The organism is Mycobacterium sp. ELW1, from assembly GCF_008329905.1.
In the GTDB taxonomy this organism is placed as follows: Bacteria; Actinomycetota; Actinomycetes; order Mycobacteriales; family Mycobacteriaceae; genus Mycobacterium.
The window spans coordinates 2,269,343-2,295,969 of record NZ_CP032155.1; the positions used below are offsets into that span (position 1 = coordinate 2,269,343).

The following is a 26,627-nucleotide window of genomic DNA, read 5'->3' on the forward strand; positions in this document are numbered from 1 at the left end:
CGCCTACATGGGGGCGTTGGCCGGCTGGAACACCCCGGTGCTGTCGGCCTCTTCCTCGGCGCGGATCACGTGCACCACGGCGTTGATCAGCGCCAGGTGGGTGAACGCCTGCGGGAAGTTGCCCAGGTGCCGACCGGTGCGCGGTTCGATCTCCTCGGCATACAGATGCAGCGGGCTGGCAAAGGACAGCAACCGCTCGCACAGATGCCGGGCCCGGCTGACCTCGCCGACCTCGACCAGCGCAGACACCAGCCAGAACGAGCAGATCGTGAACGACCCCTCCTCGCCGGACAGGCCATCGTCGGTCTCCTCGACGCGGTAGCGCAGCACCAGCCCGTCTTCGGTGAGCTCGTCGGCGATCGCCAGCACCGTGGCCCGCACCCGCGGGTCGTCCGACGGCAGGAACCGTACCAACGGCACCAACAGCAGTGACGCGTCCAGGGCGTCGTCGCCGTAGCGCTGGGTGAGCACCCCGCGGTCGTCGACGCCGTGCGTCAGGATGTCGGCTTTGATCTCCTCGGCGATCGCCCGCCATTGCTGCGCGTAGCTCTTCTCGCCGACCAGTTCGGCCAGCTTCGAGCCGCGATCCAGCGCCACCCAGCACATCACCTTCGACGAGGTGAAGTGCTGCGGTTCGCCGCGCACCTCCCAGATGCCCCGGTCGGGTTCCTTCCAGTGTTTGATCGCCTCTTCGACCTGCTCCTTGAGCACCGGCCAGAGCTGATCGGAGATCTGCTCACGCGACTTGGCGTGCAGATACACCGAGTCCAGCATGGTGCCCCAGATGTCGTGCTGCATCTGGTTGTAGGCGCCGTTGCCGATGCGCACCGGCCGGGCGTTGTCGTAGCCGGACAGGTGGTGCAGTTCCTCTTCGACCAGTTCGCGTTCCCCGCCGACGGCATACATCACCTGCAGCGGGTGACGTTCGCCATTGTTGGCGCCCGATACGTCGGCGATGAAGGCAAAGAAGTCGTCGGCCTCGCGGTCCAGGCCGAGGGTGTAGAGGCCCCACAACGCGAACGTCGAGTCCCGCACCCAGGCGTAGCGGTAGTCCCAGTTGCGTTCGCCCTGAGGCGTTTCCGGCAGCGACGTGGTGGAGGCGGCCAGTAGCGCGCCGGTCGGTGAGTACGTCAGACCCTTGAGGGTGAGCGCGCTGCGCTGCAGATACGACCGCCACGGATGGTCCGGGAAATCGCCGATGTTGATCCACTGCCGCCACGCCTCGCTGGTCTGCCACATCTTGTCCGCGGCTTCTTCGTAAGTCTGCGGCGCCGGGTGCTTGGACCAGGACAGTGCGACGAAGACGTTGTCGCCTTCTTTGAGGCGGGTGCGGGCGCGGGCTTCGCGGCCCTCGAGGCCGATGCGCAGGTTCGTGGTCAGCCGCAGCGTGGGATTCGCGTCGGGATCCGTCCTGGCCCGGGCGATCGCCTCGCCGTAGGCATTGGCCGAGTACTCCCAGGCGGCATTGACGCGGCCGTAGTCGAAGGACGGCTCGCAGTTCATCACCACCTCGACCGTGCCGCTCACACAGCGCACCGTGCGCAGCAGGATGTGCTCGGCATCCCAGTCCATCGGTGTGCGCCGGTGCGTCCGCGACCGGGTTTCGATGTCGTGCCAGGGGCCCATCACGAGTGCTTCACGCACGATCAGCCAGCCGGTGTGCGTCTGCCAGGTGGTCTCCAGGATGAGGCTGCCGGGCAGATAGCGGCGGGCTGCCGGAACCGACACCCCGTAGGGGCCCAGCCGGAAGTGCCCGGCGCCGCGGTCCAGGATCGCTCCGAAAACGCTGGGGGAGTCGGGCCGGGGAACGCACAGCCACTCGACGGCGCCCGCCGACGAGATCAGGCAGGTGTTCTCGCAGTCGGAGAGGAAGCCGTAGTCCGCGATCGGCGGGAACGGGTTGCGCAGCGCAGCCGGCGAGGCATAGGGCACCGGGGCGGTCACGGACAACGGTGCGGGCGCCTGGACGCGCACGGCGTCGGTGTTCTCACCGGCTGGCTGGGCTTGGAGGACCATCTGGACATCATCGAACGCCGACCCTGTTGCCGTCTACTTATGCCCCGATCCGTGGCTTTGCTGTTACCGCGGCAAAGACCCGCAGGCAGGCACCGCCTACGCTGGAGCAATGCAGGGAGTGCTGAGCTGGTGGGACGGCGTCGAACTGTGGTTGTCCGGGCTGGGTTTCGTTGTTCAGACCATCATCGTGATGCCCGTCGTTCTGCTGCTCGCCTATGCCATCGCGATAGTGATCGATGCGCTCCTCGGCAACGGCATGCGGCTGGTGCGCCGGGTGCGTCACGCTGACCGGCGGCAGGAGTGACGGGAATGCCACGATCACGCGTCACGCTCGCCCTGGTGGCCCTGCTGGTTTTGATCATCGTGCTGTGGCTGGTCAACCGCTGATACCTCCGCTGGTCGTCCACCGGAACTCTGTTAAGCTTCGCGCCATGCATTTGGCGACCGGTTACGGCGAGGGCCATATTTTGGCCCTCATTGCCGTTGGCCCGTTGGCCGTTGCTGATGTTGCATGTTGTCGCTGACACCGTTATGCCCGTCCGCGGTCTGGTGTCGGTGATGGTCGTTGACATTTTGTTGTCCAACATCGCCATTCCGTTGCGACGGGGCTCGATTCGCCCGTAACCCGCAATGAGAAAGGCAAGCAATGCCCAAGATTCACCTTCCCGGTCGCCGGTGGAGTACCGCCGTGGCGTTGGCGACGACCGCAACGGTGCTCGCCGCGTGCGGTGGCGGCGGTTCGAGCGACGTCGCCGGTGGCGGAAACCAGCCGAAGGCTGACACCACCCTCACCCTGGTCGCGTACGCCGTGCCCGAGCCCGGCTGGAGCAAGATCATCCCGGCGTTCGCCGCAACCCCGGAGGGCAAGGGTGTCGCAGTGACGACCTCCTACGGCGCCTCCGGTGACCAGTCGCGTGGTGTGGTCGACGGCAAGCCGGCCGACATCGTGAACTTCTCCGTCGAGCCCGACGTCACCCGCCTGGTCAAGGCGAACAAGGTGGCCGCCGACTGGAACAAGTCCACCACCAAGGGCATCCCGTTCGGTTCGGTCGTGTCGCTGGTCGTCCGCAAGGGCAACCCGAAGAACATCAAGGACTGGGACGACCTGCTGCAGCCCGGTATCGAGGTGGTCACCCCGAGCCCGCTGAGTTCAGGATCGGCCAAGTGGAACCTGTTGGCGCCCTACGCCGCCAAGAGCAACGGCGGCCAGGACGAGCAAGCCGGCCTGGACTTCGTCACCAAGCTGGTGACCGAGCACGTCAAGACCCGTCCGGGATCCGGCCGCGAGGCCACCGACGTGTTCCTGCAGGGCACCGGCGATGTGCTGATCAGCTACGAGAACGAGGCGATCAACACCGAGCGGCAGGGCAAGCCCGTCGAGCACGTCAACCCGCCGCAGACGTTCAAGATCGAGAACCCGGTGGCGGTGGTGACCACCAGCGCCCACCTGGACAAGGCAACCGCGCTGAACAACTACCTGTTCACCCCGGAAGGTCAGAAGATCTGGGCACAGGCCGGTTTCCGTCCCGTCGATCCGGCGGTGGCCGCTGACTTCGCCACCGACTTCCCGACGCCGCAGAAGCTCTGGACGATTGCCGATCTCGGTGGCTGGAGCAAGGTGGATCCGGCACTGTTCGACAAGGACAATGGCACCATTACGAAGATCTACAAGCAGGCCACTGGATGACAGCAGCTATCGAGCCAAATCCTCAGGCGGTCCGGCCCGAGCTCACCCCGAGTGAGCCGGGCGGGCCGTCCGGCTTCCTGGCCCGCAGGCATGGCACCACGAGCCTGCGGGTCGGTGCCGCGTCGATCTGGCTGAGCGTCATCGTCCTGCTGCCGCTGGCCGCGATCGTCTGGCAGTCGGCCAAGGGCGGCTGGCACGCCTTCTGGGTGACCGTCACCTCCAACGCTGCGCTGGAGTCGTTCAAGGTGACGCTGACGATCTCCATCGGCGTCACCCTCGTCAACGCGGTGTTCGGGCTGCTGGTCGCCTGGGTGCTCACCCGCGACGACTTCGCCGGCAAGCGACTGGTCGACGCGGTGATCGACTTGCCGTTCGCACTGCCCACGATCGTGGCGAGCCTGGTCATGCTGGCGCTCTACGGGCCCAACAGTCCGATCGACCTGCACCTGCAGCACACCAAATGGGGCGTGGGCGTTGCCCTCCTGTTTGTCACGCTGCCCTTTGTGGTGCGCTCGGTTCAGCCCGTGCTCCTCGAACTCGACCGCGAAGTCGAGGAAGCCGCCGCATCGCTGGGCGCGACCAACTTCGTCATCTTCACCAAGGTGATCCTGCCGGCGTTGCTGCCGTCGCTGCTGTCCGGTGCCGGGCTGGCGTTCTCCCGTGCGATCGGCGAGTTCGGCTCGGTGGTCCTGATCGGCGGCGCGGTACCGGGAGAGACCGAAGTCTCCTCGCAGTGGATCCGCACGCTGATCGAGAACGACGATCGCACCGGCGCGGCCGCCATTTCGATTGTGCTGCTGATTCTCTCGTTCATCGTCTTGTTCATCCTGCGCGCGATCGGTTCGCGCGCCGCCAAGCGGGAGGAGCTGTCGGCATGATCCTGTCTCCGCTGGTGCGCTATCTCACCCGCTACCTAGCGCTGGCCTACATCCTGGTGCTGGTGCTCGTACCCGTCGGTCTGATCCTGTGGCGGACCTTCGCGCCCGGCTTCGGTGCGTTTGTCGCGTCCATCACCACGCCCGCCGCGATCTCGGCACTGCAGCTGTCACTGCTGGTGGTGGCGATCGTGGTGCCGCTCAACGTGATCTTCGGGGTCCCGACCGCGCTGGTGCTCGCGCGCAACAAGTTCCGTGGCAAGTCGGCGCTGCAGGCCGTCATCGACCTTCCGTTCGCGGTGTCGCCGGTGGTCGTGGGTGTGGCGCTGATCCTGTTGTGGGGCAGTGCCGGATTGTTCGGGTTCGTCGAGAACAACCTCGGTCTGCAGATCATCTTCGGCTTCCCGGGCATCGTGCTGGCCAGCATCTTCGTCACCGTTCCGTTCGTGATCCGCGAGGTCGAGCCCGTTCTGCACGAGCTCGGCACCGATCAGGAGCAGGCGGCGGCCACCCTGGGATCCAGCTGGTGGCAGACGTTCTGGCGGATCACCCTGCCGTCGATTCGCTGGGGTCTGACCTACGGCATTGTGCTGACCGTCGCCCGCACGCTCGGTGAGTACGGCGCGGTGATCATGGTGTCCTCCAATCTGCCCGGCACATCACAAACCCTGACCCTGCTGGTCTCCGACCGCTACAGCCGTGGTGCCGAATACGGCGCCTACGCCGTCTCGACACTGTTGATGGCCGTCGCGGTACTGGTCCTGGTCGTCCAGGTGATCCTGGACGCACGACGGGCCAAGGCGAGCGAGTAATCCCCTAGGAGAACGACTCTTATGACCAATGCCATCACCGTCACCGGGGCCAACAAGCGGTACGGCGATTTCGCCGCCCTCGACAACGTCGATTTCGTGGTACCGGCCGGGTCGTTGACAGCGCTGCTCGGCCCCAGCGGCTCCGGGAAATCGACGCTACTGCGCGCCATCGCCGGACTGGATCAGCCCGACACCGGCACCATCACCATCAACGGGCGCGACGTCACCAACGTGCCCCCGCAGCGGCGTGGAATCGGCTTCGTGTTCCAGCACTATGCCGCGTTCAAGCACCTGACGGTGCGAGACAACGTGGCGTTCGGACTCAAGATCCGCAAGAAGCCGAAAGCCGAGGTCAAAGCAAAGGTCGACGACTTGCTCGAGGTCGTCGGTCTGGCCGGCTTCCAAACCCGTTATCCCAACCAGCTTTCCGGTGGTCAGCGCCAGCGGATGGCGCTCGCGCGGGCGTTGGCCGTCGACCCCGAGGTGCTCCTGCTCGACGAACCCTTCGGCGCGCTGGACGCGAAGGTCCGCGAGGATCTGCGGACCTGGCTGCGCCGGCTGCACGACGAGGTACATGTCACGACGGTGCTCGTCACCCACGACCAGGCTGAGGCCCTCGACGTCGCCGACCGGATCGCTGTGCTCAACAAGGGACGCATCGAACAGGTCGGCTCGCCGACCGACGTCTACGACGGCCCGGCCAACGCGTTCGTGATGTCCTTCCTCGGCACTGTGTCCTCGCTCAACGGAATCCTGGTGCGCCCGCACGATATTCGAGTGGGCCGTAACCCGGAGATGGCGATCGCGGCGGGCGACGGCACGGCCGAGTCGACCGGAGTCACCCGTGCCACAATCGACCGGGTTGTGTACTTGGGCTTCGAGGTGCGCGTCGAATTGACCAGCGCCACCAACGGCGCCCCGTTCACTGCGCAGATCACTCGCGGCGATGCCGAGGCACTGGGGTTGAAAGAGGGCGACACGGTGTATGTGCGGGCCACCCGGGTTCCGCCGATCGCCGGTGAGGTTCAGGTCGCGGCCAGTTAGGCGGCGACCCGGTTCGCGACCGCGATATCGAATCGGTCGAGCACCGTCTCGGCCACCAGCCGATGCGCGCCCAGCGGCGCGACCATGGACAGGCCTTCGGCATCGGCGATTGCGGCCACCCGGTCGGTGATGCGGCCCGGCGCGATGAACCACGGCGCCACGACAATCCGCCGCGCGCCGCGCGCGCCCGCAGCAGGTCAATGCCGTGTTGTACCGACGGCTGGGGACCGGTGGCGTAGGCGACCTGAACGCCCGACCACCGGGTCCCATGTCCCAACGTGTCGGCGAGCGCCGCGGTGCGGGCGTTGGCGGCGGCATGGGAGGATCCCACCGCCACCACCAGCACGCCGAGGCCGCGCTCGAATTGATGAATCTGATGCTCCGCCAAGCGTTCCCGCATGGCCATCAGTAGACGCGGATCCTCGCCGAGGGTGTCGGCCTGGATCACGTCGGCGCCGGTGTCGGCGATCATCGCCGGGATGTCGACGCGGGCGTGGTAGGCGCTCGCCAACAGCAGCGGGACGACGACGGCCGGCCCGTCGAGTGCTCGCAGAACATCACTCAGATTGGGGGCGTGCTTCTCGCAGAATGCCACGCGCACATCGAGATCAGGTCGTAGCTCGCGAATATTCTCGGCCACCGCATACGTAATGACCGCCGACCGTGGATCGGCGCTGCCGTGCGCGGTGAGGATGAGCGTCACGAAACGTGAAGCCCGCATTCGGTTTTCGCCAGGCCCTGCCAGCGTCCGCTGCGCGGGTCGGCGCCCTCGATCGGCTTGGCCGTGCACGGCGCGCAACCGATCGACGGATAGCCTTCCTCGACAAGCGGATTCACCAGAACGCCATTGGCCTGGATATAGGCGTCCATGTCCTCATCGCTCCACGCGGCCAGCGGGTTGATCTTCACCAGCTTGAAGCCTTCGTCGAAGCTGATCAGCGGTGCGTTCGCGCGAGTGGGTGCCTCGACGCGCCGGATGCCGGTGACCCAGGCGGCGTATCCGCCCAGCGCCTTGCTCAGCGGGACCACCTTGCGCAACCGGCAGCATTCGCCCGGATTGCTGGCGAACAGGTCCTTGCCCAGCAGCTGATCTTGCTGGGTCACGCTGTGCTCGGGAGTGACATTGACGACGTGGATGTCGTACACCGCCTCGACCGCGTCGCGGGTACCGATCGTCTCGGCGAAGTGGTAGCCGGTGTCGAGGAACAGCACGTCGACGCCGGGGCGCACCTTCGATGCCATGTCGACCAGCACCGCGTCCTGCATGTTGGAGGCGACGACGTAGTCACCGCCGAAGTGTTTGTCGGTCCAGGCCAGCAGCTCGAGCGCACTGGCGCCGTCGAGTTCGGCTGCGCCACGTTCTGCAAGCTCCCGCAGCTCGGCCTCAGTCACCCTGTCCACCCCAATACTCATCGCAACTCTTCTTCCTGTGCCCGTACAACCCACTGGGCGAAACGCTCGCCGTCGCTTCTTTGTTTCACGAAGTTGCGCACCACCCGCTCGATGTAGTCGCCGAGCTCGGTGCTGGTGACCTTGTGCTGGCGCAGTTTGCGGCCGAAACCGCTGTCCAGGCCCAGGCTGCCGCCCAGATGAACCTGGAAACCTTCCTCCGGGCCGTTGCCGTCGTCGATCATCTGGCCTTTGAAGCCGATGTCGGCGATCTGGATGCGCGCGCACGAGTTGGGGCAGCCGTTGATGTTGACCGTGACCGGGACGTCGAGCTGGGCGTTGATGTCCTCGAGCCGCTTCTCCAGGTCGGGCACCAGGCTCTGAGCGCGCACCCGGGTCTCGGCGAAGCTCAGCTTGCAGAACTCGATTCCTGTGCAGGCCATCAGGTTTCGTCGCCAGTGTGACGGAGTCGACGGCAGGCCGAGCGCATCGAGCCCACTGCGAAGCTCGTCCAGCTTGTCGTCGGGAACGTCGAGGACGATCAGTTTCTGGTACGGCGTGAACCGGACCCGATTGGAGCCTGCGGCCTCAGCCAGGTCGGCGACCTTCGTGAGGATGGTGCCCGAGACGCGTCCGGCGATCGGTGCCACCCCGACAGCGTTGAGTCCGTTCTTGAGCCGTTGCACACCGACGTGGTCGATCGGGCGGACGACAGGTTCGGGGGCGGGTCCGTCGATCAGGGGCCGCTTCAGGTACTCCGTTTCGAGAACTTCGCGGAATTTTTCGACGCCCCAGTCCTTGATCAGGAACTTCAGCCGGGCTTTGGCGCGCAGCCGCCGGTAGCCGTAGTCGCGGAACACACTGACCACGGCCTCCCAGACGTCGGGCACCTCGTCCAGCGGCACCCACGCGCCGACGCGCTGTCCGAGCATCGGATTGGTGGACAGACCGCCGCCGACCCACAGGTCGAAACCGGGACCGTGCTCGGGGTGATTGACCCCGATGAAGGCGACATCGTTGACCTCGTGCACCACGTCCTGCAGGCCGCTGATGGCGGTCTTGAACTTGCGCGGAAGGTTCGAGTACTCCTTCTTGCCGATGTAGCGCTTCACGATCTCGTTGATCGCGGGTGTGCCGTCGATCACCTCGTCGAGCGACTCTCCCGCCAGCGGCGAGCCCAACACCACGCGAGGGCAGTCGCCGCACGCCTCGGTGGTCTGCAGGCCAACCTCGTCGAGGCGGCGCCAGATCTCCGGCATGTCCTCGACCTGGATCCAGTGGTACTGCACGTTCTCGCGGTCGCTGATATCGGCGGTATCGCGGGCGAACTCGGTCGAAATGCCGCCGAGGGTCCGCAGCGCGGCGGTGGTCAGGGCGCCACCGTCGCTGCGCACCCGCAGCATGAAGAACTGGTCCTCGAGCATGTCGGTGTTCTCATCACCGGTCCAGGTGCCGTCATAGCCCGGCTTGCGCTGGGTGTAGAGGCCCCACCAGCGCATGCGGCCGCGCAGGTCGGTCTTGTCGATGCTCTCGAAGCCCTGCTTGGCGTAGATGTTCTCGATGCGGTCCCGGACGTTGAGCGCGTCGTCTTCCTTCTTGAACTGCTCGTTGGGATTGAGCGGCTCGCGCTCACCCAGGGCCCACTGGCCCTCACTGCGTGTCTTCGCCGCGGCCTTGGTCGGCTGGGTCATGAAATGTGCTCCTCGATGTCAAGGAGCTGGCGTTCGAATCGCGCGAATCCACCGGTGAGCTGTTTCCGGCGGCGCAGATCCGGTCGGCCAGCTGAAGTACAGGTGGGCGGGTCTACGGCGTCAAGCCAGACAACAACAGGTACAGACGCGCTTGAAATCCACATGCCGCCGAGCCACCAGTGCCACACGGCGCAGGTTCTGGGGGGCGGACATGCGGGCCATTCTGCCACGAAGAGCTTCGATAGCTCTAACCGGGCCAAATTTTGGCTCGCGGTGAGCAAAAGTCGACTCTGCGACACTGGAGCGATGTCGGTCCGTCCCGCACCGGCCGCCCTACCGGAACTCGCCCTGACGCCCGGCACGGCGTTCGGCATCTATGTCCATGTGCCGTTCTGCGCTACCCGGTGCGGGTACTGCGACTTCAATACGTACACCGCTGCCGAGCTCGGCGGCGCCTCGCCGCAGGGCTGGCTGACCGCGCTGCGCTCCGAACTGGAGTTGACCGCCACGCTGCTCGGCGAGGTGTCCGTCGACACGGTCTTCGTCGGCGGTGGCACCCCGTCGTTGCTCGGTGGCTCGGGATTGGGCGAGGTGCTCGACGCCATCCGCGCCAATTTCACGCTGGCCGCACAGGCGGAGGTGACCACCGAGGCCAACCCGGAGTCGACGTCACCGGCCTTCTTCGCCGAGATCCGCGCCGCCGGCTACACCCGGGTGTCGTTGGGCATGCAGTCGACCGCGCGCCGGGTGCTGGCGGTGCTGGACCGGACGCACTCGCCGGGGCGGCCGTTGCAGGCCGCGGCCGAGGCGATGGCGGCCGGCTTCGAGCACGTCAACATCGACCTCATCTACGGCACGCCGGGGGAGTCCGATGACGATTTGGCGCGTTCGGTCGACGCCGCGCTGACCGCCGGCGTCGACCACATCTCGGCGTACGCGTTGGTGGTCGAGGACGGTACGGCGCTGGCTCGGCGGGTGCGCCGCGGCGAGATCGAGGCGCCCGACGACGACGTGCTCGCGCACCGCTACGAATTGCTCGACCAGCGGCTGGCGGCGGCGGGGCTGACTTGGTACGAGGTGTCCAATTGGAGTCGTCCCGGCGGTGAGTGCCGGCACAACATCGGCTACTGGAACGGCGGGCAGTGGTGGGGTGCGGGTCCCGGAGCCCACGGGTTCGTCGGCGATACCCGATGGTGGAACGTCAAGCACCCCAACGCTTACGCCGAACTGCTGGCTGACGGGCGGCTGCCGGTGGCAGATTTCGAGCGCCTCGATGCCGAGGCCCGCCACATCGAGAACGTGCTGTTGGGAATCAGGTTGCGCGCCGGGTTGCCGGTTGCCGTGCTGACGGAATCCGAACAGTCGCGTGCGGGCCGGGCGGTGGACGACGGGCTGCTGACGCGGGCCGGAGAGCGGTTGCTGCTCACCGACCGCGGCCGGCTGCTGGCCGATGCCGTGGTGCGCGACCTCCTCGACGACTGAGGGCCGGACACGGCAAGGCCGCGGGGGAGCCTTGGGGGGTAGGCACATCCCGCGGCCTTGCCCGGCATGCCTGCCGGTTAGCCCAGCACCCACATCGGGATTCCGTTGAACCCGAACGCCTGCTGAGGCGAGGTGGCAGGAGGTGTGGCGTGGATCCTTGCGTGGCCCTGCTTCTGGCACATGGTGGCGCCGCCCTTGTCCAGGCAGTCGACCGGATTGGGTGCCGCGCCGGCGCTCGGCGCGAGGCTGACGGCCAGCGCCGCGGCACCGGCGGCGACGAGCGGGGCGAGGTGGCGGAGTTTGATCGTCATTGATCGTCCTTTCTTCTGCCGGGAGAGAAACCTTGGGGGGATTAGGTTTTCATTGATTCTTCCCGATAACTCAACTCTATGTGCTGCGGGCGAGCCAGTCACGAAGTTCATATCAGAGTCAAATCTATTGACGGCCAATTGAACTCAATCATCGGACCGCAATCCCGTTGGTCTGCAACGACAGTGCCGACGCCGGCTCGACATGCAGAACTTGGGCACTGCCGATGTCATAGAACAGGCCGATGACCTTCAGTCGGCCCTGCTCGTGCAGATCGCGGATCAGCGGGTGACGCACCAGGGTTTCGACCTGGACGGCAACACTGACCATGCTCAGCTGGTCGGCGGTGTTGAAGCCCTGCTCGGCGGCCGATTGCGCTATCGGGTGCCGGCCCTCGTCGAAGGCGTCCAGGGCCGGCTGGGCGTACTTCAGCCAGGACCGGAGGTGCTCCTCGCCGGGTGGGTGCTGCGTCGTGACGCCCTGTTCCCGCAACGCGGCATGCATTGCGCTGCAGGCGGAATGGCCGCATACCACAATCGATGACACGTTCAATCTGCCGACCGCGAAGGCGATCGCCGCTTCCACGGAATGATCGTGCTGATCGGCGGGGACCAGGTTGCCGACGTTGCGCACGGTGAACAGGTCACCCGGCCCGCTGCTGGTGATCGCATTGGGCACGATCCGGGCGTCGGTGCACGTGATGAACAGCGTCTCGGCCGTGTTGGCGTGCGCCAATTTCTCCATGTGCGGCCGTATTTGGGGAGCGGTCCTGCGGTGGTACACCTCGAGGCCGTCGAGAACGGACTGGGGTGGGGTGTCGCGCCGTTCGTGGCCGTTGGTGGCCAGCGGGTCCTGCCACGAACTCCACGGCACGATGCCGAGCCGCTTGTCGATCATGCCGAAGGCGCGCTGCGGCGGGCCGTCCAGCGCGCTGCTCAGCTCGACGGAGCCGACTTCCTGGATCAGCACACTGCCGCCGGACGCCTCGTGCTGCCGCTGCCAGTCCTCGATCACCTGGTGTGCGGCGTGGTCGATGAAGTCGACCGAAATCTCCAGTGTGACGCGCACACCGGGGGGCACCGACGCCAACGTCTTGTGCAGCTGCGGCAGGGACAGGAACGTCGCCGACCCTTCGACGGCGACGCGCCAATCGTCGTTGTCGTCGTCCTCGTCATCGGCAGGCTGGGCATGGATCCTGGCGCGCGCCACCCGCCAGACGGTCAGCGCGACCGCCAGCGCCAGCCCGAGCAGGACACCTTCGAGCAGGTTGAGGAAGACCACCCCGGTGATCGTCACCAGATAGACCGCGATATCGCCGGTTCGGCGTGCTGTCTTGATGTGGCTGAGCTTGACCAGCTGAATGCCGATGACGATCAGCAAGCCCGCCAGTGCCGCGGTCGGGATCTGCTGGGCCAACCCGGCGAACGGCAGTGCGAAGACCAGAACCCATACGCCGTGCAACATCGCTGATGCGCGGGTCTTGGCGCCAGCGGTCACGTTGGCCGAGCTGCGCACGATCACACCCGTGATGGGAAGTCCGCCGATCGCACCCGAGACGACGTTGGCGGCGCCCTGGCCCACCAGTTCGCGGTTCAGGTTCGACCGCGGGCCGTCCTGCATGCGGTCCACGGCGACCGCGGTGAGCAGGCTCTCGACGCTGGCGATGAGTGCGACGGTGATTACGCCCGTCGCGAACGCACCCCAGTTGCCTTCCGGCAGGCCCGGCGGCTTGAGAGCGTCGAGCAGTGAACCGTTGAGCTGGATGCGCGGCACGTTCATCGCGAACAGCACCGACACGGCGCTGGCGACGACGATCGCGACCAGCGGCCCGGGCACCTTGCGAATCTTCGCGGGCACCCAGCGCCAGCTCACCAGGATCCCGATCACCAGCAGCCCGACGGCCAGCCCGGCCTGATCGGCGGCGAGCAGCTGGCCGGGTAGCTCGGTGATGTTGCGCCAGGCCGAACTCTCGGAGCTGCCGCCCAGCAGGACGTGGACCTGCTGAAGTGCGATCGTGACGCCGATGCCGGCCAGCATGGCGTGCACCACCATCGGCGAGATCGCCAGCGCTGCGCGGCCCACCCGGCTGACTCCCAGCAGTACCTGGAGGATGCCGGCGCAGACGGTGATGGCGCAGGTCACGGCCCAGCCGAATTCGGCCACCAGGCCCGCGACGATCACCGTCAGTCCGGCGGCAGGACCGCTGACCTGGAGCGGCGATCCGCCCAGGGCGCCGGCCACCACGCCGCCGACGATCGCGGCGATCAGCCCCGCCAGCACCGGTGCGTCAGAGGCGATGGCGATACCCAGGGACAGTGGTAAAGCCACCAGGAAGACCACCAGCGAGGCCGGTAGGTCGTACCGCAGGAGGGTGGACATCCTGCCCGGGTCAGCAGAACCCTCAAGTGGCGCGGTTGAACGCTGCAAGGCCAGACTCCTGTCTGCGTATGCGAGATCTATTAATTGACAGTCGATTCACGAATTGTGTCGCTGAAGCGAAACGAATTCGTAAGCGCGACAGTAGGTGTGGTGACAGACCCTCTTCAAGGAATCCATATGGGATCCATATCTGCGGACACTCTGCGCGGTCGAGTTGTGACCAAAATGTGTCGCGTCTAACAGATCATTGCGGAATGTGCTGGCCGCGAACGCAATACGACAACGCCCTCACGAGGGCAGCGACCGGGCAAGATATGAAACACATATGGGCTCCATGACAGATTCATGTGCTTTCACCAGAATCGAAGTATGGCTATACCGGTCGCACCGTCAACGTCTCGTCCTCTACGCCCCCGTCAGGCCATCCTCGGTCAGCTTCCGCGCATCTCCCGCGCGGATGGTTCGCCCATCCGCGTGCTGCTTGTCGACGACGAGCCGGCGCTGACGAATCTGGTCAAAATGGCCCTGCACTACGAGGGCTGGGAAGTGGAAACGGCGGCCGACGGTCGTGACGCCTTGTCGAAGTTCCGGGAGTTCGAGCCGGATCTGCTGGTGCTGGACATCATGCTGCCCGACACGGACGGACTGCAGATCCTCAAGATGACGCGGGAGACCGAGGGCTATACGCCGACGCTGTTCCTGACGGCGCGGGATTCGGTGATGGACCGGGTGACCGGACTGACTGCGGGTGCTGACGACTATCTGACCAAGCCGTTCAGCCTCGAGGAGTTGGTAGCCCGGTTGCGGGGTCTGCTGCGGCGGTCCAAGGCCACCACCGCGCCCGAGGACGAGGTGCTGAAGGTGGGTGATCTCGTGCTGGACGGCCCGAGTCGTGAAGTCACCCGGGACGGCGAGCAGATCTCGCTGACGACCACCGAGTTCGAGCTGCTGCGGTATCTGATGCGCAACCCGCGCCGGGCCGTCACCCGCGCCGAGATCCTGGACCGGGTCTGGAACTACGGCTTCGGCGGCCGGTCCAGCATCGTCGACCTCTACATTTCCTATCTGCGCCGCAAGGTCGACGCCGGACGCGAACCGATGATTCACACGGTGCGCGGCGTCGGCTACATGCTGCGGCCAGAGCGTTGAGGCCAGCCACTCACGGCGAGAGGCGGTGGCGTCCGCGTTCGTTGCGCCGGCGGCTGGTCATCTGGGTGTCGGCGATCAGCAGCGTCGCGATGATAGCCATCGGCGCGGTTGCGGTGATGAGTCTGCGCGACGAGGCGATGAGCCTTGCCAACAGTCAGGTGTCCAATTCGCTTGCCGCGTTCAGTTATTCGTATGCCAAGGCCAAGCGGTACGGGGACATCGAGCAGCCACCGGAAGACGGTAGCGCCAGTCACGGGGACTTCGACGAGTTCCCGGGCCAGGGGCCGGGCACGGTGATCGCGATGCTGCGCGACGACCGGGTGGTGTACGCCAGCGCGTTCACCGACGGTGAACCCGTCCCGGCTCCGCCGGACGCACTACGCGCGTTGGAGAAGATCAACTGGGCGGGCGGCGATCCGCAGACCGTCGAACTCGGCGACATGGGATCGCATCGGGTCGGGCACCGGGATTTCCCCGGCGGTGAGCGGCTGGTGTCGGCGGTGTCGCTGGAGCTGGCGAACAAGACCGTCGCGGGCAAAGGCCTGACCGTCGTGTTGCTGGTGGTGGTCGCTGTGGCGCTCACCGCGCTGGGAACGATGATCGTGGTGAACTACGCGTTGCGTCCGCTGCGGCGCGTCGCGGACGTCGCGGCCAAGGTCGCCGCCCTTCCCCTGGATCCCACCGACTACCGGATCACCGCCCGGGTGAGCCCGGCCGACACCGACCGGGCCAGTGAGATCGGGGTCGTCGGCCATACCCTCAATCGGCTGTTGGCCAATGTCGATACCGCGCTCGGCGATATCGCCGCCTCCGACCGCCGAACGCGCCAATTCCTCACCGACGCCAGCCACGAACTGCGCACACCGCTGGCCGCGATCCTCGGTTATGCCGAGCTGACCCGCCAGGACAGCGACGTGCTGCCGCCGACCACCGAGTACGCGCTGGCCCGTATCGAGGCGGAGTCCCGCCGGATGGCCTCGTTGGTGGCCGACCTGCTCCTGCTGTCACGGCTCGACGAGGGCGGCGACCTCGAACTCGAAGACCTCGACCTGTGCGACATCGTGGCCGACGCGGTCAACGACGCGGCGGTGAGCGCGCCGGATCATCACTTCATGATCGACCTGCCCGACGAGGCGATCTGGGTTCGCGGCGACCGCGCCCGGCTGCATCAGCTGCTGGCGAACCTGCTCGGCAATGCGCGGGTGCACACCCCCGCGGGAGTCACCGTCAACACATCGCTCACCACGGGCAGCGACGGGCGGGCGAAGCTTGTCGTCAGCGACGACGGGCCCGGCATTCCCGAGGAGATCATGCCCAATCTGTTCGGCCGGTTCGTCCGCGCCGACAAGTCGCGGTCGCGTGACCTTGGCTGCAGTGGGCTGGGATTGGCGATCGTGTTGTCGATCGTCGAAGCCCACGGAGGCACGGTGAACGCGCAATCCCGCCCGGGCAGAACTCAATTCACGGTGAGCCTGCCGGCCGCCGGTCAGCTGGCCGAGAACTGGTCGGCTACGCCGCCGTCCATGTCGTAGACCCGTGCGTGCAGGACGGTGCGATTACGCAGCGCGGCCCGGACCGCCCGGTGCAGGCCGTCCTCGAGGTAGATCACGCCGCGCCACCGGACCGCGTGCGGGAAGAGGTCGCCGTAGAACGTGGAGTCTTCGGACAGCAGGCGGTCCAGCGCCAGCACCGTCGTCGTCGTGACCAGCTCGTCGAGGCGGATCTGTCGCGGCGGGATCTGGGACCAGTCGCGGTAGGTGAGGTTGTGGTCGGGGTATGGCTTGCCGTCCCGAACGCCTTTGAAGATCATCGGGCCGTCGTCCGTGCCGACTGAGCCCGCATCGCCATTCGAGCAAGGTTAGTCGGTGACGGCCGGAACGTCAGCGCAGGGCGAACATCGGTGCGCTCGCCGCCCGAGCCGGTGGCACTCTGAGCGCGTGGGTGCTAATTGTGCTGTTGGTGCCCGTAAAATGGAGACGACTTGGAGGTGTACCAGATGGGAAGTGCTGACGACCGTCGCTTCGAGGTGCTCCGTGCCATCGTCGCCGACTTCGTGGCGACCCAGGAACCGATCGGATCCAAAGCCCTCGTCGATCGCCACAACCTGGGCGTATCCAGCGCCACAGTGCGCAATGACATGGCAGTGCTCGAAGCCGAGGGCTACATCACCCAGCCCCACACGAGCTCCGGGCGAGTGCCCACCGAGAAGGGCTACCGAGAGTTCGTCAACCGCATCGACGACGTCAAACCGCTGTCCGGGTCCGAGCGCCGCGCGATCCTTCAGTTCCTGGAGTCCGGCGTCGACCTCGACGACGTGCTGCGGCGTGCGGTGAAACTGCTGGCCCAGCTGACCCGGCAGGTCGCGATCGTCCAGTACCCGACGCTGTCGACGTCGACGGTGCGGCATCTGGAGATCGTGGCATTGACCCCATCGGATCGTGGCATTGACCCCGCGCCCGGCCCGGCTGCTGATGGTGGTGATCACCGACTCCGGCCGCGTCGACCAGCGCATCGTCGAGTTGGGCGACACGATCGACGACCACCAGCTGTCCCAGTTGCGGGAATTGCTCGGGCAGGCCCTGGAGGGCAAACGCCTGGCAGCGGCGTCGATTGCGGTCGCCGACCTGGCTGCGCGGCTGGACGGATCGGGCGGGCTCGGCGATGCCGTCGGCCGGTCGGCCACGGTGCTGCTCGAGTCGTTGGTGGAGCACAATGAGGAACGTCTGCTGATGGGCGGCACCGCCAACCTGACCCGCAACACCGCCGACTTCGGTGGATCGCTGCGCTCCGTCCTCGAAGCCCTCGAGGAACAGGTCGTGGTGCTTCGCCTGCTGGCCGCGTCACAGGAAGCGGGTAAGGTCACGGTGCGCATCGGCCAGGAAACCGAGGCCGAGCAGATGGCTGGAACGTCGGTCATCAGCACGACTTACGGCAGCTCGGGCACCGTGTACGGCGGCATGGGTGTTTTGGGACCCACCAGAATGGACTATCCGGGAACTATCGCCAACGTCGCAGCAGTTGCGATGTACATCGGCGATGTCCTAGGACACCGAGCCGGCTAGCCGGCGGGGAATTCGAAAGGTCAACAGTGGCACGGGACTACTACGGCTTGCTCGGGGTGAGCAAGGGCGCCAGCGATCAGGAGCTCAAGCGCGCCTATCGAAAGCTGGCCCGCGAATACCACCCCGACGTCAACCCCGACGAAGAGGCCCAGCACAAATTCAAGGAGATCAGCGCCGCTTACGAGGTGCTCTCCGATCCGGAGAAGCGGCGCATCGTCGACCTGGGTGGCGACCCGCTGGAGGGCGCCGCAGCGGGCGCCAACGGGTTCAGCGGCTTCGGCGGTCTGGGGGATGTGTTCGAGGCGTTCTTCGGCGGCGGCGGTGGGGCGCGCGGCCCGATCGGCCGGGTGCGGCCCGGTTCGGACTCGCTGCTGCGGATGCGGCTGGATTTGTCGGAGTGCGCGACCGGGGTGACCAAGCAGGTGACCGTCGACACGGCGGTGCTCTGTGATGTGTGCCAGGGCAAGGGAACTCACGGCAACAGCACGCCCGTGGCCTGTGACACCTGTGGCGGACGCGGCGAGGTGCAGACGGTGCAGCGATCGCTGCTCGGTCAGGTCATGACATCCCGGCCCTGCCCGACCTGCCGCGGCGTCGGCGAGGTCATTCCCGATCCCTGCCACCGATGCGCCGGCGACGGACGAGTGCGTGCGCGCCGCGATATCAGCGTGAAGATTCCGGCCGGTGTCGGCGACGGCATGCGGGTTCGGTTGGCTGCGCAGGGCGAGGTCGGCCCGGGCGGCGGCCCGGCGGGCGACCTGTACGTCGAGGTGCACGAGCAGCAGCACGACATTTTCGTCCGCGACGGCGACGATCTGCATTGCACCGTGTCGGTGCCGATGGTCGACGCCGCGCTCGGTACTTCGGTCACCGTCGACGGCATCCTCGACGGGCTGACCGAGATCATCATCGCGCCGGGGACCCAACCCGGCTCGGTAACCACGCTGCGCGGGCACGGTATGCCGCATCTGCGTTCCGGCGTCCGGGGTGACCTGCACGCGCACATCGAGGTGACGGTGCCCGGCAAGCTCGACGCCCGCGCCAAGGAACTGCTCGCCGAGTTCAAGACTCGCAGCCATGCCGAACCCGAGGTCAAATCCACGCACTCCGTGGCAGGCAACAGTGGCGGACTGTTCAGCCGGCTCCGCGAAACCTTCAGCGGCCGTTAGGCGTTGGCCGACACACTGTTTTACGCCGACGCCATTCCGGTGGTGGGGCAGCGTGCTGTCGTCGACGGCGACGAGGGTTTTCACGCCGCGACGGTCCGGCGCATCCGGCCTGGCGAAAAGCTCGTCCTATCCGACGGTGACGGCACACTGGCCCGCTGCGAGGTGGAAGAGACCAGCAAGCGCGGGTTCTCGGCGCAGGTGCTGGAGCGCTGGACGCTCCCGCGTCCGCATCCGAGCGTGACCGTCGCGCAGGGTATTCCGAAATCGGAGCGTTCGGAACTGGCGGTCGAGCTGGCCACCGAGGCCGGTGCCGACGACTTCGTCGCCTGGCAGGCCGACCGGTGTGTGGCCCGCTGGGACGGTGAACGCGCCGAGAAGGGCCTGCGGCGGTGGCGGGCGGTGGCGCGGTCGGCGGCGCGGCAGTCGCGGCGAGGCTACATCCCACCCATCGACGGCCCGGTCGCGACGGCTGCACTGACCGACATGGTCGCCGAGCGGGTCAGGGCCGGTGGGCTGGTTCTCGCCCTGCACGAATCGGCCGACCGTCCATTGGCTGAACTGCCGGTGGCCCAAGCGGATTCGATCATGTTGATCGTGGGCCCCGAAGGTGGGATCAGCGACGCCGAACTCGAGCGGCTGGCCGACGCCGGGGCAACCGCGGTCCGGCTCGGTCCGACGGTGTTGCGCACCACGACGGCCGCGGCGGTGGCCCTCGGCGCGTTGGGTGTGCTGACCGGGCGCTGGTCGGATCAGCGTCCGTAGCGGTCAGGCCGGATCGGGCCGGGCTGCCAGGCGGGCATAGATCGACGCCGCCTCGGCGCGGTTGCTGGCGTGCAGCTTCCGAAGTACGCGTTTCACATGGGATTTCACCGTGCCGGGGGTGATCACCAGTTCGTCGGCGATCTGCTGGTTGGTGCGCCCGTCGGCCATCAGCCGCAGCACCTCGGCTTCGCGGCGGGTCAGCATCTCGTGCACCCGCGATTCCACTTCCGCCAGCCGGCGGCTGGCCGTGCTGCGCTCGGCGGGCTCGACCTTGCGCAGTTCCAAGTCGGCGTCTTGGAGGGCTTGGGCGGCCTGCTCGGCGGTGGCCAAGGCGTTGCGCACGTCGGCGTGCTGGCGGCGCATCCGCTCCATCAGCACGGTCCGCTCGAAGGCGTAGCCGAATCCCTCGGCGAACGCCCACACGGTGTCGCGGTCGATCTCATCGACGGTGCGCCCGGAGTACAACCGGTCGGCGTGCAGAAAGCCGATGACGCGTCCGGTCGGCATGACGGGCGCCGCCACGTAGGAGTGGGTCAGCGAGAAGTCGATGATCGGGCGGTTGACGCGCGGATCGTTGCGGGCGTCGCGCACGATTTCCGGTGCGTGCCTGCGGATCATCTGCGTCTCGAGCAGCATGTGGTCCAACGGCGGGGCGACGGACTGGGCGAAGGCGACCATTTTCTCGGCGCCCTCGACATCGTCGCCGAAATAGGCCGACTCCATCACCATCTTGCCCTCGTGCACCCGGAACAGCACCGCGCGGTCGAAGCCGCACGAGTCGACGAGTTCACGCGGGGCGCGGTCGACGATCTTGGCGACCTCGTCGATCCCGCGCAGCTTGGACAAGCCTTCCTGCACCCGCAGCAGCGCCAGGGTGCGGCGCCGCGCGCTGTCCTCGATCAGCTGGCGCTCCAGCAGCGACAGGTCGAGCACGGCTTCCAGCGCGGCGAGCGCCTGCTCGTCGCCGAGCGCTTCGAGCGCCTCCCGGACCAGGGTGGCCTGCGCGTCGACGGTGTCGGCGACGGCCCGGACCGGGTCGTCGGCGGGTTCGACGATCCCGAGCCGGCAGGCCTCGTCGTAGCGACGGGATACCGCACTGACCGGCGGGGCTTTGGATGCCCAGCCGGGGTGGTTGCCGTCGAGCAGCGCGGTCACGGGCAGACAGTCGGTGGGAGTGGTCACAGTGAGGCGATGCTCTCACCGCGATCGGGGCCGTGGTGGCAAAACCGCTCGGTCGGGGGCGCAACTGACCTCCATCGGGAGATCGACCAGGCTCAGTCGAGCAATGAGGCTGTTCGCATGACCTCGACGACCGCCTCTGCCCTGCATCTGCTCACCACCCCGGAGGGGATCGCGAACCCCTATCCGCTCTACGAGCAACTGCGCGATTCCTCGCCGGTGGCGGGGTATCAGGACTGGCCGCCGGGCACGGTGCCCGGCGCCGACGAACCGGTCACCGCGTGGGCGCTGTTCCGCTACGACCAGGTGTTCGCGGCGGCGCGGGACAGCGACACGTTCTCCTCGCGGGACCCCATCCAGGAGGCGTCGTCGGCTCCGAGCCTGATGCTGGTCAACACCGACCCGCCCGCACACACCGCTGAGCGCAAGCTGGTCAGCCAGGCGTTCTCGCCGCGGCGCATCCGTCGACTCGAGAACTGGCTGGACGAGTTGGTGCCGACCCTGCTGGCCGAGTTCGACGACCGCACCGGCGACGGGGATCGCGATGTGATGGAGTTCGCCGACGAGGTGCCCACCCGGGCGATGGTGCGGCTGCTGGGCCTTCCCGAGGGCGATCACGTCCGGTTCAAGAACTGGGCCAACGCGTTCATGCTGTCGTCGACGATGACTCCTGATGAGCGGATGGCCAGCAACCTCGAGATGGTCACGGTATTCACCGAGCGCGTCACCGAAAAACTTGCGCGCGTTGATGATTCACAGGACATCGAGGATGCCGAGGACCTGATCTCGGCGCTGCTGCGGGCCGAGCTCGACGGTCAGCGGCTCACCCCGGAGCAGGTGGTGCGGTTCTGCGTCACGCTCGTGGTCGCCGGCAGCGAGACGACGACCTATCTCATCGGCAGCGTTCTCGACGCGATGGCGCGCGAACCCGCGGTGACCGCCCGGCTGCGGGCCGACCGTTCGTTGCTGAGCACGTTCATCGAGGAGGTCGCGCGGCTCACCGGGCCGAACCGGCTGTTCCGCATCGCGACCCGCGACGTCGAGATCGACGGCGCCAAGATCCGCAAAGGGGAGTGGGTGGCGTTGTTCTTCGGGTCGGCCAACCACGACCCGGCCGTCTTCGAAGATCCCGCACGCCTGGACCTGGACCGGCCCAACATCCGCCAGCATCTCGCGTTCGGCCACGGCCTGCACTTCTGCCTGGGCGCTCCGCTGGCCCGGCTGGAGGTGCTGTCGATCGTCAATGCGGTGCTGGACCGCTACTCGGTGATCGGCCTGTCCGAGGAGCCCGCCGAGCGGCAGACCGCCAGCCTGCTCACGCACGGCTTCGTCCGCCTACCGATGCAGCTGAGCCGATGAGCGAAACCACCAATATCGCCGCCACCCGGGCCATCTATTCGGCGGTCCCGGCCGGTGACCTGGCGACGGCGCTGAACCACATGGATCCCGAAGTCCGCATCACCTACTACGGCAGCGACGCCATCCCGTATGCCGGGGACTACCACGGCATCGAGGCGGCCACCGAGTTCTTCAGCACTGTTGGCGCCCACATCCAGATCGTGGCGATGGAGCCATGGCTGTTCATCGGCGACGGCGACAACCTGGCGGTCTGGGGTCATCAGAAGTTCCTGCGGACGGCCACCGGACATACCTGGGAGTCGGAGTTCGCCCACATCATCACGCTGCGCGACGGCAAGTGGCTGCACTTCCGGGACTTCATGAACTCGGCGCTGACCCATCAGGCGTTCACCCAGACTGTGGGTTAACCACTGGGAGGTGCGGCGCTCGGACGGTAAACTGGTGTTTTCGCCCTAACCGGAACCCAGAAAGCAGGCTTCGAAGACCACGTGACGCCCCGCGAGACGACCGCTGCCTCGCAAGTGCGCAGCAGCATGACTGTTCCGCCCGACCTCGTCATGGGCCTGCTGGGTTCCGCTGACGAAAATTTGCGCGCACTCGAACGCAGCCTGTCGGCCGATGTGCATGTCCGAGGTAACACCATCTCCCTGTCCGGTGAGGCGGCCGACGTCGCGGTGGCCGAACGGGTGATCTCCGAACTCATCGCTGTTCTGGCAGGTGGTCAGACGCTGTCCCCGGACGCGGTCCGCCGCAGCGTCGGCATGCTCACCGGCGCGGACAACGAGTCGCCGGCCGAGGTGCTGACGCTGGACATCCTGTCCCGGCGCGGTAAGACCATTCGGCCCAAGACGCTCAACCAGAAGCGCTACGTCGACGCCATCGACGCCCACACGATCGTCTTCGGCATCGGTCCGGCGGGCACCGGCAAGACCTATCTGGCGATGGCCAAGGCGGTCAACGCGCTGCAGACCAAGCAGGTCACCCGGATCATCCTGACCCGCCCCGCGGTGGAAGCCGGTGAGCGCCTTGGCTTTCTGCCCGGCACGCTGACCGAGAAGATCGACCCGTATCTGCGGCCGCTGTACGACGCGTTGCACGACATGATGGATCCCGCCGCCATCCCGAACCTGTTGAGCACCGGGGTGATCGAGGTCGCGCCGCTGGCCTTCATGCGTGGCCGATCGCTCAACGACGCGTTCATCATCCTCGACGAGGCGCAGAACACCACCGCCGAGCAGATGAAGATGTTCCTCACCCGGCTGGGGTTCGGCTCCAAGATCGTGGTGACCGGTGACATCACCCAGGTCGACCTGCCCGGCGGCGCCAAGTCCGGCCTGCGGGCGGCGATGGATGTCCTCGACGGTATCGACGACATCCATTTCGCCGAACTCACCAGCGCCGACGTGGTGCGCCACCGCCTGGTGTCGGAGATCGTCGATGCCTACGCCAAGGCCGAGCAGCCGGCGCTGATGAACCGCTCCCAACGTCGCTCGACGCGGCGCTAGGGGCATCTCACATGACCATCGAGGTATCCAATGAATCCGGCCTCGACGTTTCCGAAGAGGAACTGATCAGCGTCGCGCGCTTCGTGATTCGTCGCATGGACGTCAATCCGGCCGCCGAGCTGTCGATGGTGTTGCTGGACACCAACGCGATGGCCGACCTGCACATGCGGTGGATGGACCTGCCCGGCCCCACCGACGTGATGAGTTTCCCGATGGACGAGCTCGAGCCCGGCGGTCGCCCGGACGCGCCCGAGCCTGGGCCGTCGATGCTCGGTGACATCGTGTTGTGCCCGCAGTTCGCCGCCGATCAGGCCACCGCCGCCGGTCACAGCCTCGGTCAGGAACTGGCGTTGCTGACCGTGCACGGCGTGCTGCATCTGTTGGGCTATGACCACGCCGAGCCGGACGAGGAAAAGGAGATGTTCGACCTGCAACGCACCCTGCTCGAAGAGTGGGTGGCCGAGCAGGTCGAGGCATACCACCAGGATCGGCAGATCGAGAAGGACCGTCGCCTGCTCGACAAGTCACAGTTCTTCGACCAACCGTGACGGGCTGGAGTGCGCTGCTCGGTGCGATCGCCCTGATAGCGCTGGGCGGTTTGTTCGCCGCGATCGACGCCGCCATCAGCACCGTGTCGATTGCACGGGTCGAGGAGTTGGTGCGCGACGAGCGACCGGGCGCCCTGCGGCTGGCCAGGATCATGGCCGAGCGGCCGCGCTACATCAATCTCGTTGTGCTGCTGCGCATTGCGTGCGAGGCCGCCGCGACGGTCCTGCTGGTCGCCTTCCTGTGGGACGACCTCGGGCTGACCTGGGGTCTGGTGGCCGCGGCGGCCATCATGACGGTCGCCAGCTTCGTCGCGATGGGGGTGGGTCCGCGTACCATCGGCAGGCAGAACGCCTACACCATCGCCTTGACGTCGGCGGTTCCGCTGCAGGCGATCTCGGTTCTGCTCACCCCGATCAGCCGGCTGCTCATCGTCCTCGGCAATGCGCTGACTCCGGGCCGCGGCTTCCGCAACGGGCCGTTCGCCTCTGAGATCGAGTTGCGTGAGGTGGTTGACCTGGCGCAGCAGCGCGGCGTGGTGGCCGATGACGAACGCCGAATGATCCAGTCGGTCTTCGAACTCGGTGACACCGCGGCACGTGAGGTGATGGTGCCGCGCACCGAGATGGTGTGGATCGAGAACGATAAGTCCGCCAGCCAAGCGACGTCGCTGGCGGTGCGCAGTGGGTATTCGCGCATCCCGGTGATCGGGGAGAACGTCGACGATGTGGTCGGCGTCGTCTATCTCAAAGACCTTGTGCAGCGGACCTACTACTCGTCGGACAGCGGCCGCGGAACCAAGGTGACCGACATCATGCGCCCGGCGGTGTTCGTCCCCGACTCCAAACCGCTCGACGAGTTGTTGCGTGAGATGCAGCGCGACCGAAACCACATGGCCTTGCTGGTCGACGAGTACGGCGCGATCGCCGGCCTGGTCACCATCGAGGATGTCCTGGAGGAGATCGTCGGCGAGATCGCCGACGAATACGACACCCGCGAGGTGGCGCCGGTCGAAGAGTTGGGCGACAACAGGTTCCGGGTGTCGGCCCGTCTGCCGATCGAGGACGTCGGCGAGCTCTACGACATCGAGTTCGCCGACGATCTCGACGTCGACACCGTCGGCGGTCTGCTCGCCCTCGAGCTCGGCCGGGTGCCGCTGCCCGGCGCCGAGGTCGTGTCGCACGGGCTGCGTCTGCAGGCCGAAGGCGGCCGGGACCACAGAGGGCGGCTTCGCATCGGCACCGTGCTGGTCAGCCGGATCGAGCCTGAAGAAAGCGACGAGGATGACTGACCCTGCGCAACGTGAATTCCGTTCCGGTTTCGTCTGTTTCATCGGCCGCCCCAACACCGGCAAATCGACGCTGACCAACGCGCTTGTCGGCACCAAGGTGGCGATTACTTCCAACCGTCCGCAGACCACCCGGCACACCATTCGCGGCATCGTGCACCGCCCGGATTTCCAGATCGTTCTGGTCGACACCCCCGGCCTGCACCGCCCGCGCACGCTGCTGGGCAAGCGGCTCAACGACCTGGTCCGCGACACCTACTCCGAAGTCGACGTCATCGGGCTGTGCATTCCCGCCGACGAGAACATCGGACCCGGCGATCGATGGATCTACGAACAGATCCGGGACGTCGCACCTCGCACGACTCTTGTCGTCATCGTCACCAAGATCGACAAGGTGTCCAAGGAGCGGGTCGCCGAACAGTTGATCGCGGTGCACGAATTGGTCGGCGACACCGCAGCCGAGATCGTGCCGGTGTCGGCGACGCGCGGGGACCAGGTGGACGTCCTCATCGATGTTCTGGCCGGCCAGTTGCAGCCCGGCCCGGCGTTCTATCCCGACGGGGAGCTCACGGACGAGCCCGAAGAAATGCTCATGGCCGAACTCATTCGCGAGGCCGCACTCGAGGGTGTGCGCGACGAGCTTCCACACTCCCTGGCGGTGGTGATCGACGAGATTGAAGAACGCCCGGGGCGCCCGGAAGATGATCCCCTGATCGATGTGCACGCCGTGCTGTATGTCGAGCGCGACAGCCAGAAGGGCATCGTCATCGGCAAGGGTGGTGCCCGGCTCAAAGAGGTTGGGACCGTGGCCCGCACGCAGATCGAGAAGCTGCTCGGCACCAAGGTCTACCTCGATCTGCGGGTCAAGATCGCCAAGAACTGGCAGCGCGACCCCAAACAGCTTGGCCGGCTGGGCTTTTAAAC

At 66.7% G+C, this 26,627-nt stretch carries 25 protein-coding genes and 2 pseudogenes; 18 read left to right on the forward strand and 9 right to left on the reverse strand.

Annotation, left to right across the window (positions count from 1 at the left end; genetic code table 11):
• Window positions 1–3: 3 nt before the first annotated feature.
• The gene (locus D3H54_RS10520; protein WP_149383458.1) at window positions 4–1,974 is read right to left on the reverse strand and encodes a glycoside hydrolase family 15 protein; all 1,971 of its coding nucleotides are present in this window, start codon (window positions 1,972–1,974) and stop codon (window positions 4–6) included.
• A gap of 151 nt (window positions 1,975–2,125) precedes the next feature.
• Between D3H54_RS10520 and D3H54_RS10525 the strand changes: the two genes are divergently transcribed.
• The 6 genes from D3H54_RS10525 (at window position 2,126) to D3H54_RS10545 (ending at window position 6,434) form a co-directional block, all read left to right on the forward strand.
• Window positions 2,126–2,320, forward strand: coding sequence for a hypothetical protein (locus D3H54_RS10525; RefSeq protein WP_149378985.1), 195 nt, complete (start codon window positions 2,126–2,128; stop codon window positions 2,318–2,320).
• 127 nt (window positions 2,321–2,447) lie between these two features.
• Window positions 2,448–2,540, forward strand: a complete 93-nt coding sequence (locus tag D3H54_RS32160) for an Ms4533A family Cys-rich leader peptide (RefSeq protein ID WP_353620049.1) — start codon at window positions 2,448–2,450, stop codon at window positions 2,538–2,540.
• Between the two features lie 122 nt (window positions 2,541–2,662).
• Window positions 2,663–3,703, forward strand: a complete 1,041-nt coding sequence (locus tag D3H54_RS10530; RefSeq protein WP_149378986.1) for a sulfate ABC transporter substrate-binding protein — start codon at window positions 2,663–2,665, stop codon at window positions 3,701–3,703.
• Window positions 3,700–4,581, forward strand: a complete 882-nt coding sequence (gene cysT, locus D3H54_RS10535) for a sulfate ABC transporter permease subunit CysT (protein ID WP_210419670.1) — start codon at window positions 3,700–3,702, stop codon at window positions 4,579–4,581. The genes D3H54_RS10530 and cysT overlap by 4 nt, the downstream gene beginning before the upstream one ends.
• Window positions 4,578–5,390, forward strand: a complete 813-nt coding sequence (cysW, locus tag D3H54_RS10540) for a sulfate ABC transporter permease subunit CysW (protein ID WP_149378987.1) — start codon at window positions 4,578–4,580, stop codon at window positions 5,388–5,390. The genes cysT and cysW overlap by 4 nt, the downstream gene beginning before the upstream one ends.
• Window positions 5,391–5,411: 21 nt before the next feature.
• On the forward strand, window positions 5,412–6,434 hold the full coding sequence (locus D3H54_RS10545; protein ID WP_149378988.1) for a sulfate/molybdate ABC transporter ATP-binding protein: 1,023 nt from the start codon (window positions 5,412–5,414) through the stop codon (window positions 6,432–6,434).
• Here the strand turns inward: D3H54_RS10545 and D3H54_RS10550 are convergent.
• The 4 genes and pseudogenes from D3H54_RS10550 to D3H54_RS32165 all read right to left on the reverse strand — a co-directional run bounded on the left by D3H54_RS10550 (window position 6,431) and on the right by D3H54_RS32165 (window position 9,736).
• Window positions 6,431–7,155: pseudogene (locus D3H54_RS10550) on the reverse strand (sirohydrochlorin chelatase). The gene D3H54_RS10545 and the pseudogene D3H54_RS10550 overlap by 4 nt on opposite strands.
• Window positions 7,134–7,847 (reverse strand): phosphoadenylyl-sulfate reductase, encoded by a 714-nt coding sequence (locus D3H54_RS10555; RefSeq protein WP_149378989.1) that lies wholly within the window; start codon window positions 7,845–7,847, stop codon window positions 7,134–7,136. Before D3H54_RS10555 ends, D3H54_RS10550 begins: the two are co-directional and overlap by 22 nt.
• Window positions 7,844–9,514: a nitrite/sulfite reductase gene (locus D3H54_RS10560; protein ID WP_149378990.1), complete on the reverse strand. Its 1,671-nt coding sequence runs from the start codon at window positions 9,512–9,514 to the stop codon at window positions 7,844–7,846. The genes D3H54_RS10555 and D3H54_RS10560 overlap by 4 nt, the downstream gene beginning before the upstream one ends.
• 120 nt (window positions 9,515–9,634) lie before the next feature.
• A complete protein-coding gene (locus tag D3H54_RS32165; protein ID WP_353620050.1) occupies window positions 9,635–9,736 on the reverse strand; it encodes an Ms4527A family Cys-rich leader peptide in 102 nt (33 codons plus the stop codon).
• An 84-nt stretch (window positions 9,737–9,820) separates the two neighbouring features.
• Here D3H54_RS32165 and hemW point away from each other — a divergent pair, with 84 nt between their 5' ends.
• Window positions 9,821–10,996 carry a radical SAM family heme chaperone HemW gene (gene hemW / locus D3H54_RS10565; RefSeq protein ID WP_149378991.1) on the forward strand — a complete coding sequence of 392 codons (1,176 nt, stop codon included), beginning with the start codon at window positions 9,821–9,823 and terminating at the stop codon, window positions 10,994–10,996.
• Between the two features lie 77 nt (window positions 10,997–11,073).
• Here hemW and D3H54_RS10570 read toward each other — a convergent pair whose 3' ends face one another.
• Both D3H54_RS10570 and D3H54_RS10575 read right to left on the reverse strand, forming a co-directional pair.
• Window positions 11,074–11,307: a hypothetical protein gene (locus D3H54_RS10570; protein ID WP_149378992.1), complete on the reverse strand. Its 234-nt coding sequence runs from the start codon at window positions 11,305–11,307 to the stop codon at window positions 11,074–11,076.
• A 148-nt stretch (window positions 11,308–11,455) separates the two neighbouring features.
• Window positions 11,456–13,684 (reverse strand): SulP family inorganic anion transporter, encoded by a 2,229-nt coding sequence (locus D3H54_RS10575; RefSeq protein WP_149378993.1) that lies wholly within the window; start codon window positions 13,682–13,684, stop codon window positions 11,456–11,458.
• Between the two features lie 369 nt (window positions 13,685–14,053).
• Here D3H54_RS10575 and D3H54_RS10580 point away from each other — a divergent pair, with 369 nt between their 5' ends.
• Window positions 14,054–14,833, forward strand: coding sequence for a response regulator transcription factor (locus D3H54_RS10580; protein ID WP_149378994.1), 780 nt, complete (start codon window positions 14,054–14,056; stop codon window positions 14,831–14,833).
• 89 nt (window positions 14,834–14,922) lie between these two features.
• A complete protein-coding gene (locus tag D3H54_RS10585; RefSeq protein WP_149378995.1) occupies window positions 14,923–16,365 on the forward strand; it encodes a sensor histidine kinase in 1,443 nt (480 codons plus the stop codon).
• Here the strand turns inward: D3H54_RS10585 and D3H54_RS10590 are convergent.
• Window positions 16,320–16,643, reverse strand: a complete 324-nt coding sequence (locus tag D3H54_RS10590; protein WP_115320676.1) for a type II toxin-antitoxin system VapB family antitoxin — start codon at window positions 16,641–16,643, stop codon at window positions 16,320–16,322. The genes D3H54_RS10585 and D3H54_RS10590 overlap by 46 nt on opposite strands.
• Window positions 16,644–16,829: 186 nt before the next feature.
• Between D3H54_RS10590 and hrcA the strand changes: the two are divergent.
• The 3 genes and pseudogenes from hrcA to D3H54_RS10605 all read left to right on the forward strand — a co-directional run bounded on the left by hrcA (window position 16,830) and on the right by D3H54_RS10605 (window position 19,826).
• A pseudogene (gene hrcA, locus D3H54_RS10595) lies at window positions 16,830–17,895 on the forward strand (heat-inducible transcriptional repressor HrcA).
• Between the two features lie 26 nt (window positions 17,896–17,921).
• Window positions 17,922–19,064 (forward strand): molecular chaperone DnaJ, encoded by a 1,143-nt coding sequence (dnaJ, locus tag D3H54_RS10600; protein WP_149378996.1) that lies wholly within the window; start codon window positions 17,922–17,924, stop codon window positions 19,062–19,064.
• 3 nt (window positions 19,065–19,067) lie between these two features.
• Window positions 19,068–19,826, forward strand: coding sequence for a 16S rRNA (uracil(1498)-N(3))-methyltransferase (locus D3H54_RS10605; protein ID WP_149378997.1), 759 nt, complete (start codon window positions 19,068–19,070; stop codon window positions 19,824–19,826).
• Between the two features lie 3 nt (window positions 19,827–19,829).
• On the opposite strand, the gene D3H54_RS10610 is transcribed toward D3H54_RS10605, so the two are convergent.
• Window positions 19,830–21,008 carry a LuxR C-terminal-related transcriptional regulator gene (locus tag D3H54_RS10610; RefSeq protein ID WP_149378998.1) on the reverse strand — a complete coding sequence of 393 codons (1,179 nt, stop codon included), beginning with the start codon at window positions 21,006–21,008 and terminating at the stop codon, window positions 19,830–19,832.
• Window positions 21,009–21,125: 117 nt separating this feature from the next.
• Between D3H54_RS10610 and D3H54_RS10615 the strand changes: the two genes are divergently transcribed.
• The 6 genes from D3H54_RS10615 to era all read left to right on the forward strand — a co-directional run bounded on the left by D3H54_RS10615 (window position 21,126) and on the right by era (window position 26,625).
• Window positions 21,126–22,364, forward strand: coding sequence for a cytochrome P450 (locus D3H54_RS10615; protein WP_149378999.1), 1,239 nt, complete (start codon window positions 21,126–21,128; stop codon window positions 22,362–22,364).
• Window positions 22,361–22,771 carry a nuclear transport factor 2 family protein gene (locus D3H54_RS10620; RefSeq protein ID WP_149379000.1) on the forward strand — a complete coding sequence of 137 codons (411 nt, stop codon included), beginning with the start codon at window positions 22,361–22,363 and terminating at the stop codon, window positions 22,769–22,771. The genes D3H54_RS10615 and D3H54_RS10620 overlap by 4 nt, the downstream gene beginning before the upstream one ends.
• Window positions 22,772–22,852: 81 nt before the next feature.
• Entirely contained in the window at window positions 22,853–23,869 is a 1,017-nt protein-coding gene (locus tag D3H54_RS10625; protein WP_432246548.1) for a PhoH family protein, read from the forward strand.
• Window positions 23,870–23,880: 11 nt separating this feature from the next.
• Window positions 23,881–24,417 carry an rRNA maturation RNase YbeY gene (ybeY, locus tag D3H54_RS10630; protein ID WP_149379002.1) on the forward strand — a complete coding sequence of 179 codons (537 nt, stop codon included), beginning with the start codon at window positions 23,881–23,883 and terminating at the stop codon, window positions 24,415–24,417.
• Complete coding sequence (locus tag D3H54_RS10635; protein ID WP_149379003.1) at window positions 24,414–25,706, forward strand: hemolysin family protein; 1,293 nt, start codon at window positions 24,414–24,416, stop codon at window positions 25,704–25,706. Before ybeY ends, D3H54_RS10635 begins: the two co-directional genes overlap by 4 nt.
• The gene (era, locus tag D3H54_RS10640) at window positions 25,699–26,625 is read left to right on the forward strand and encodes a GTPase Era (RefSeq protein ID WP_149379004.1); all 927 of its coding nucleotides are present in this window, start codon (window positions 25,699–25,701) and stop codon (window positions 26,623–26,625) included. Before D3H54_RS10635 ends, era begins: the two co-directional genes overlap by 8 nt.
• The last annotated feature ends 2 nt before the right edge of the window (window positions 26,626–26,627 follow it).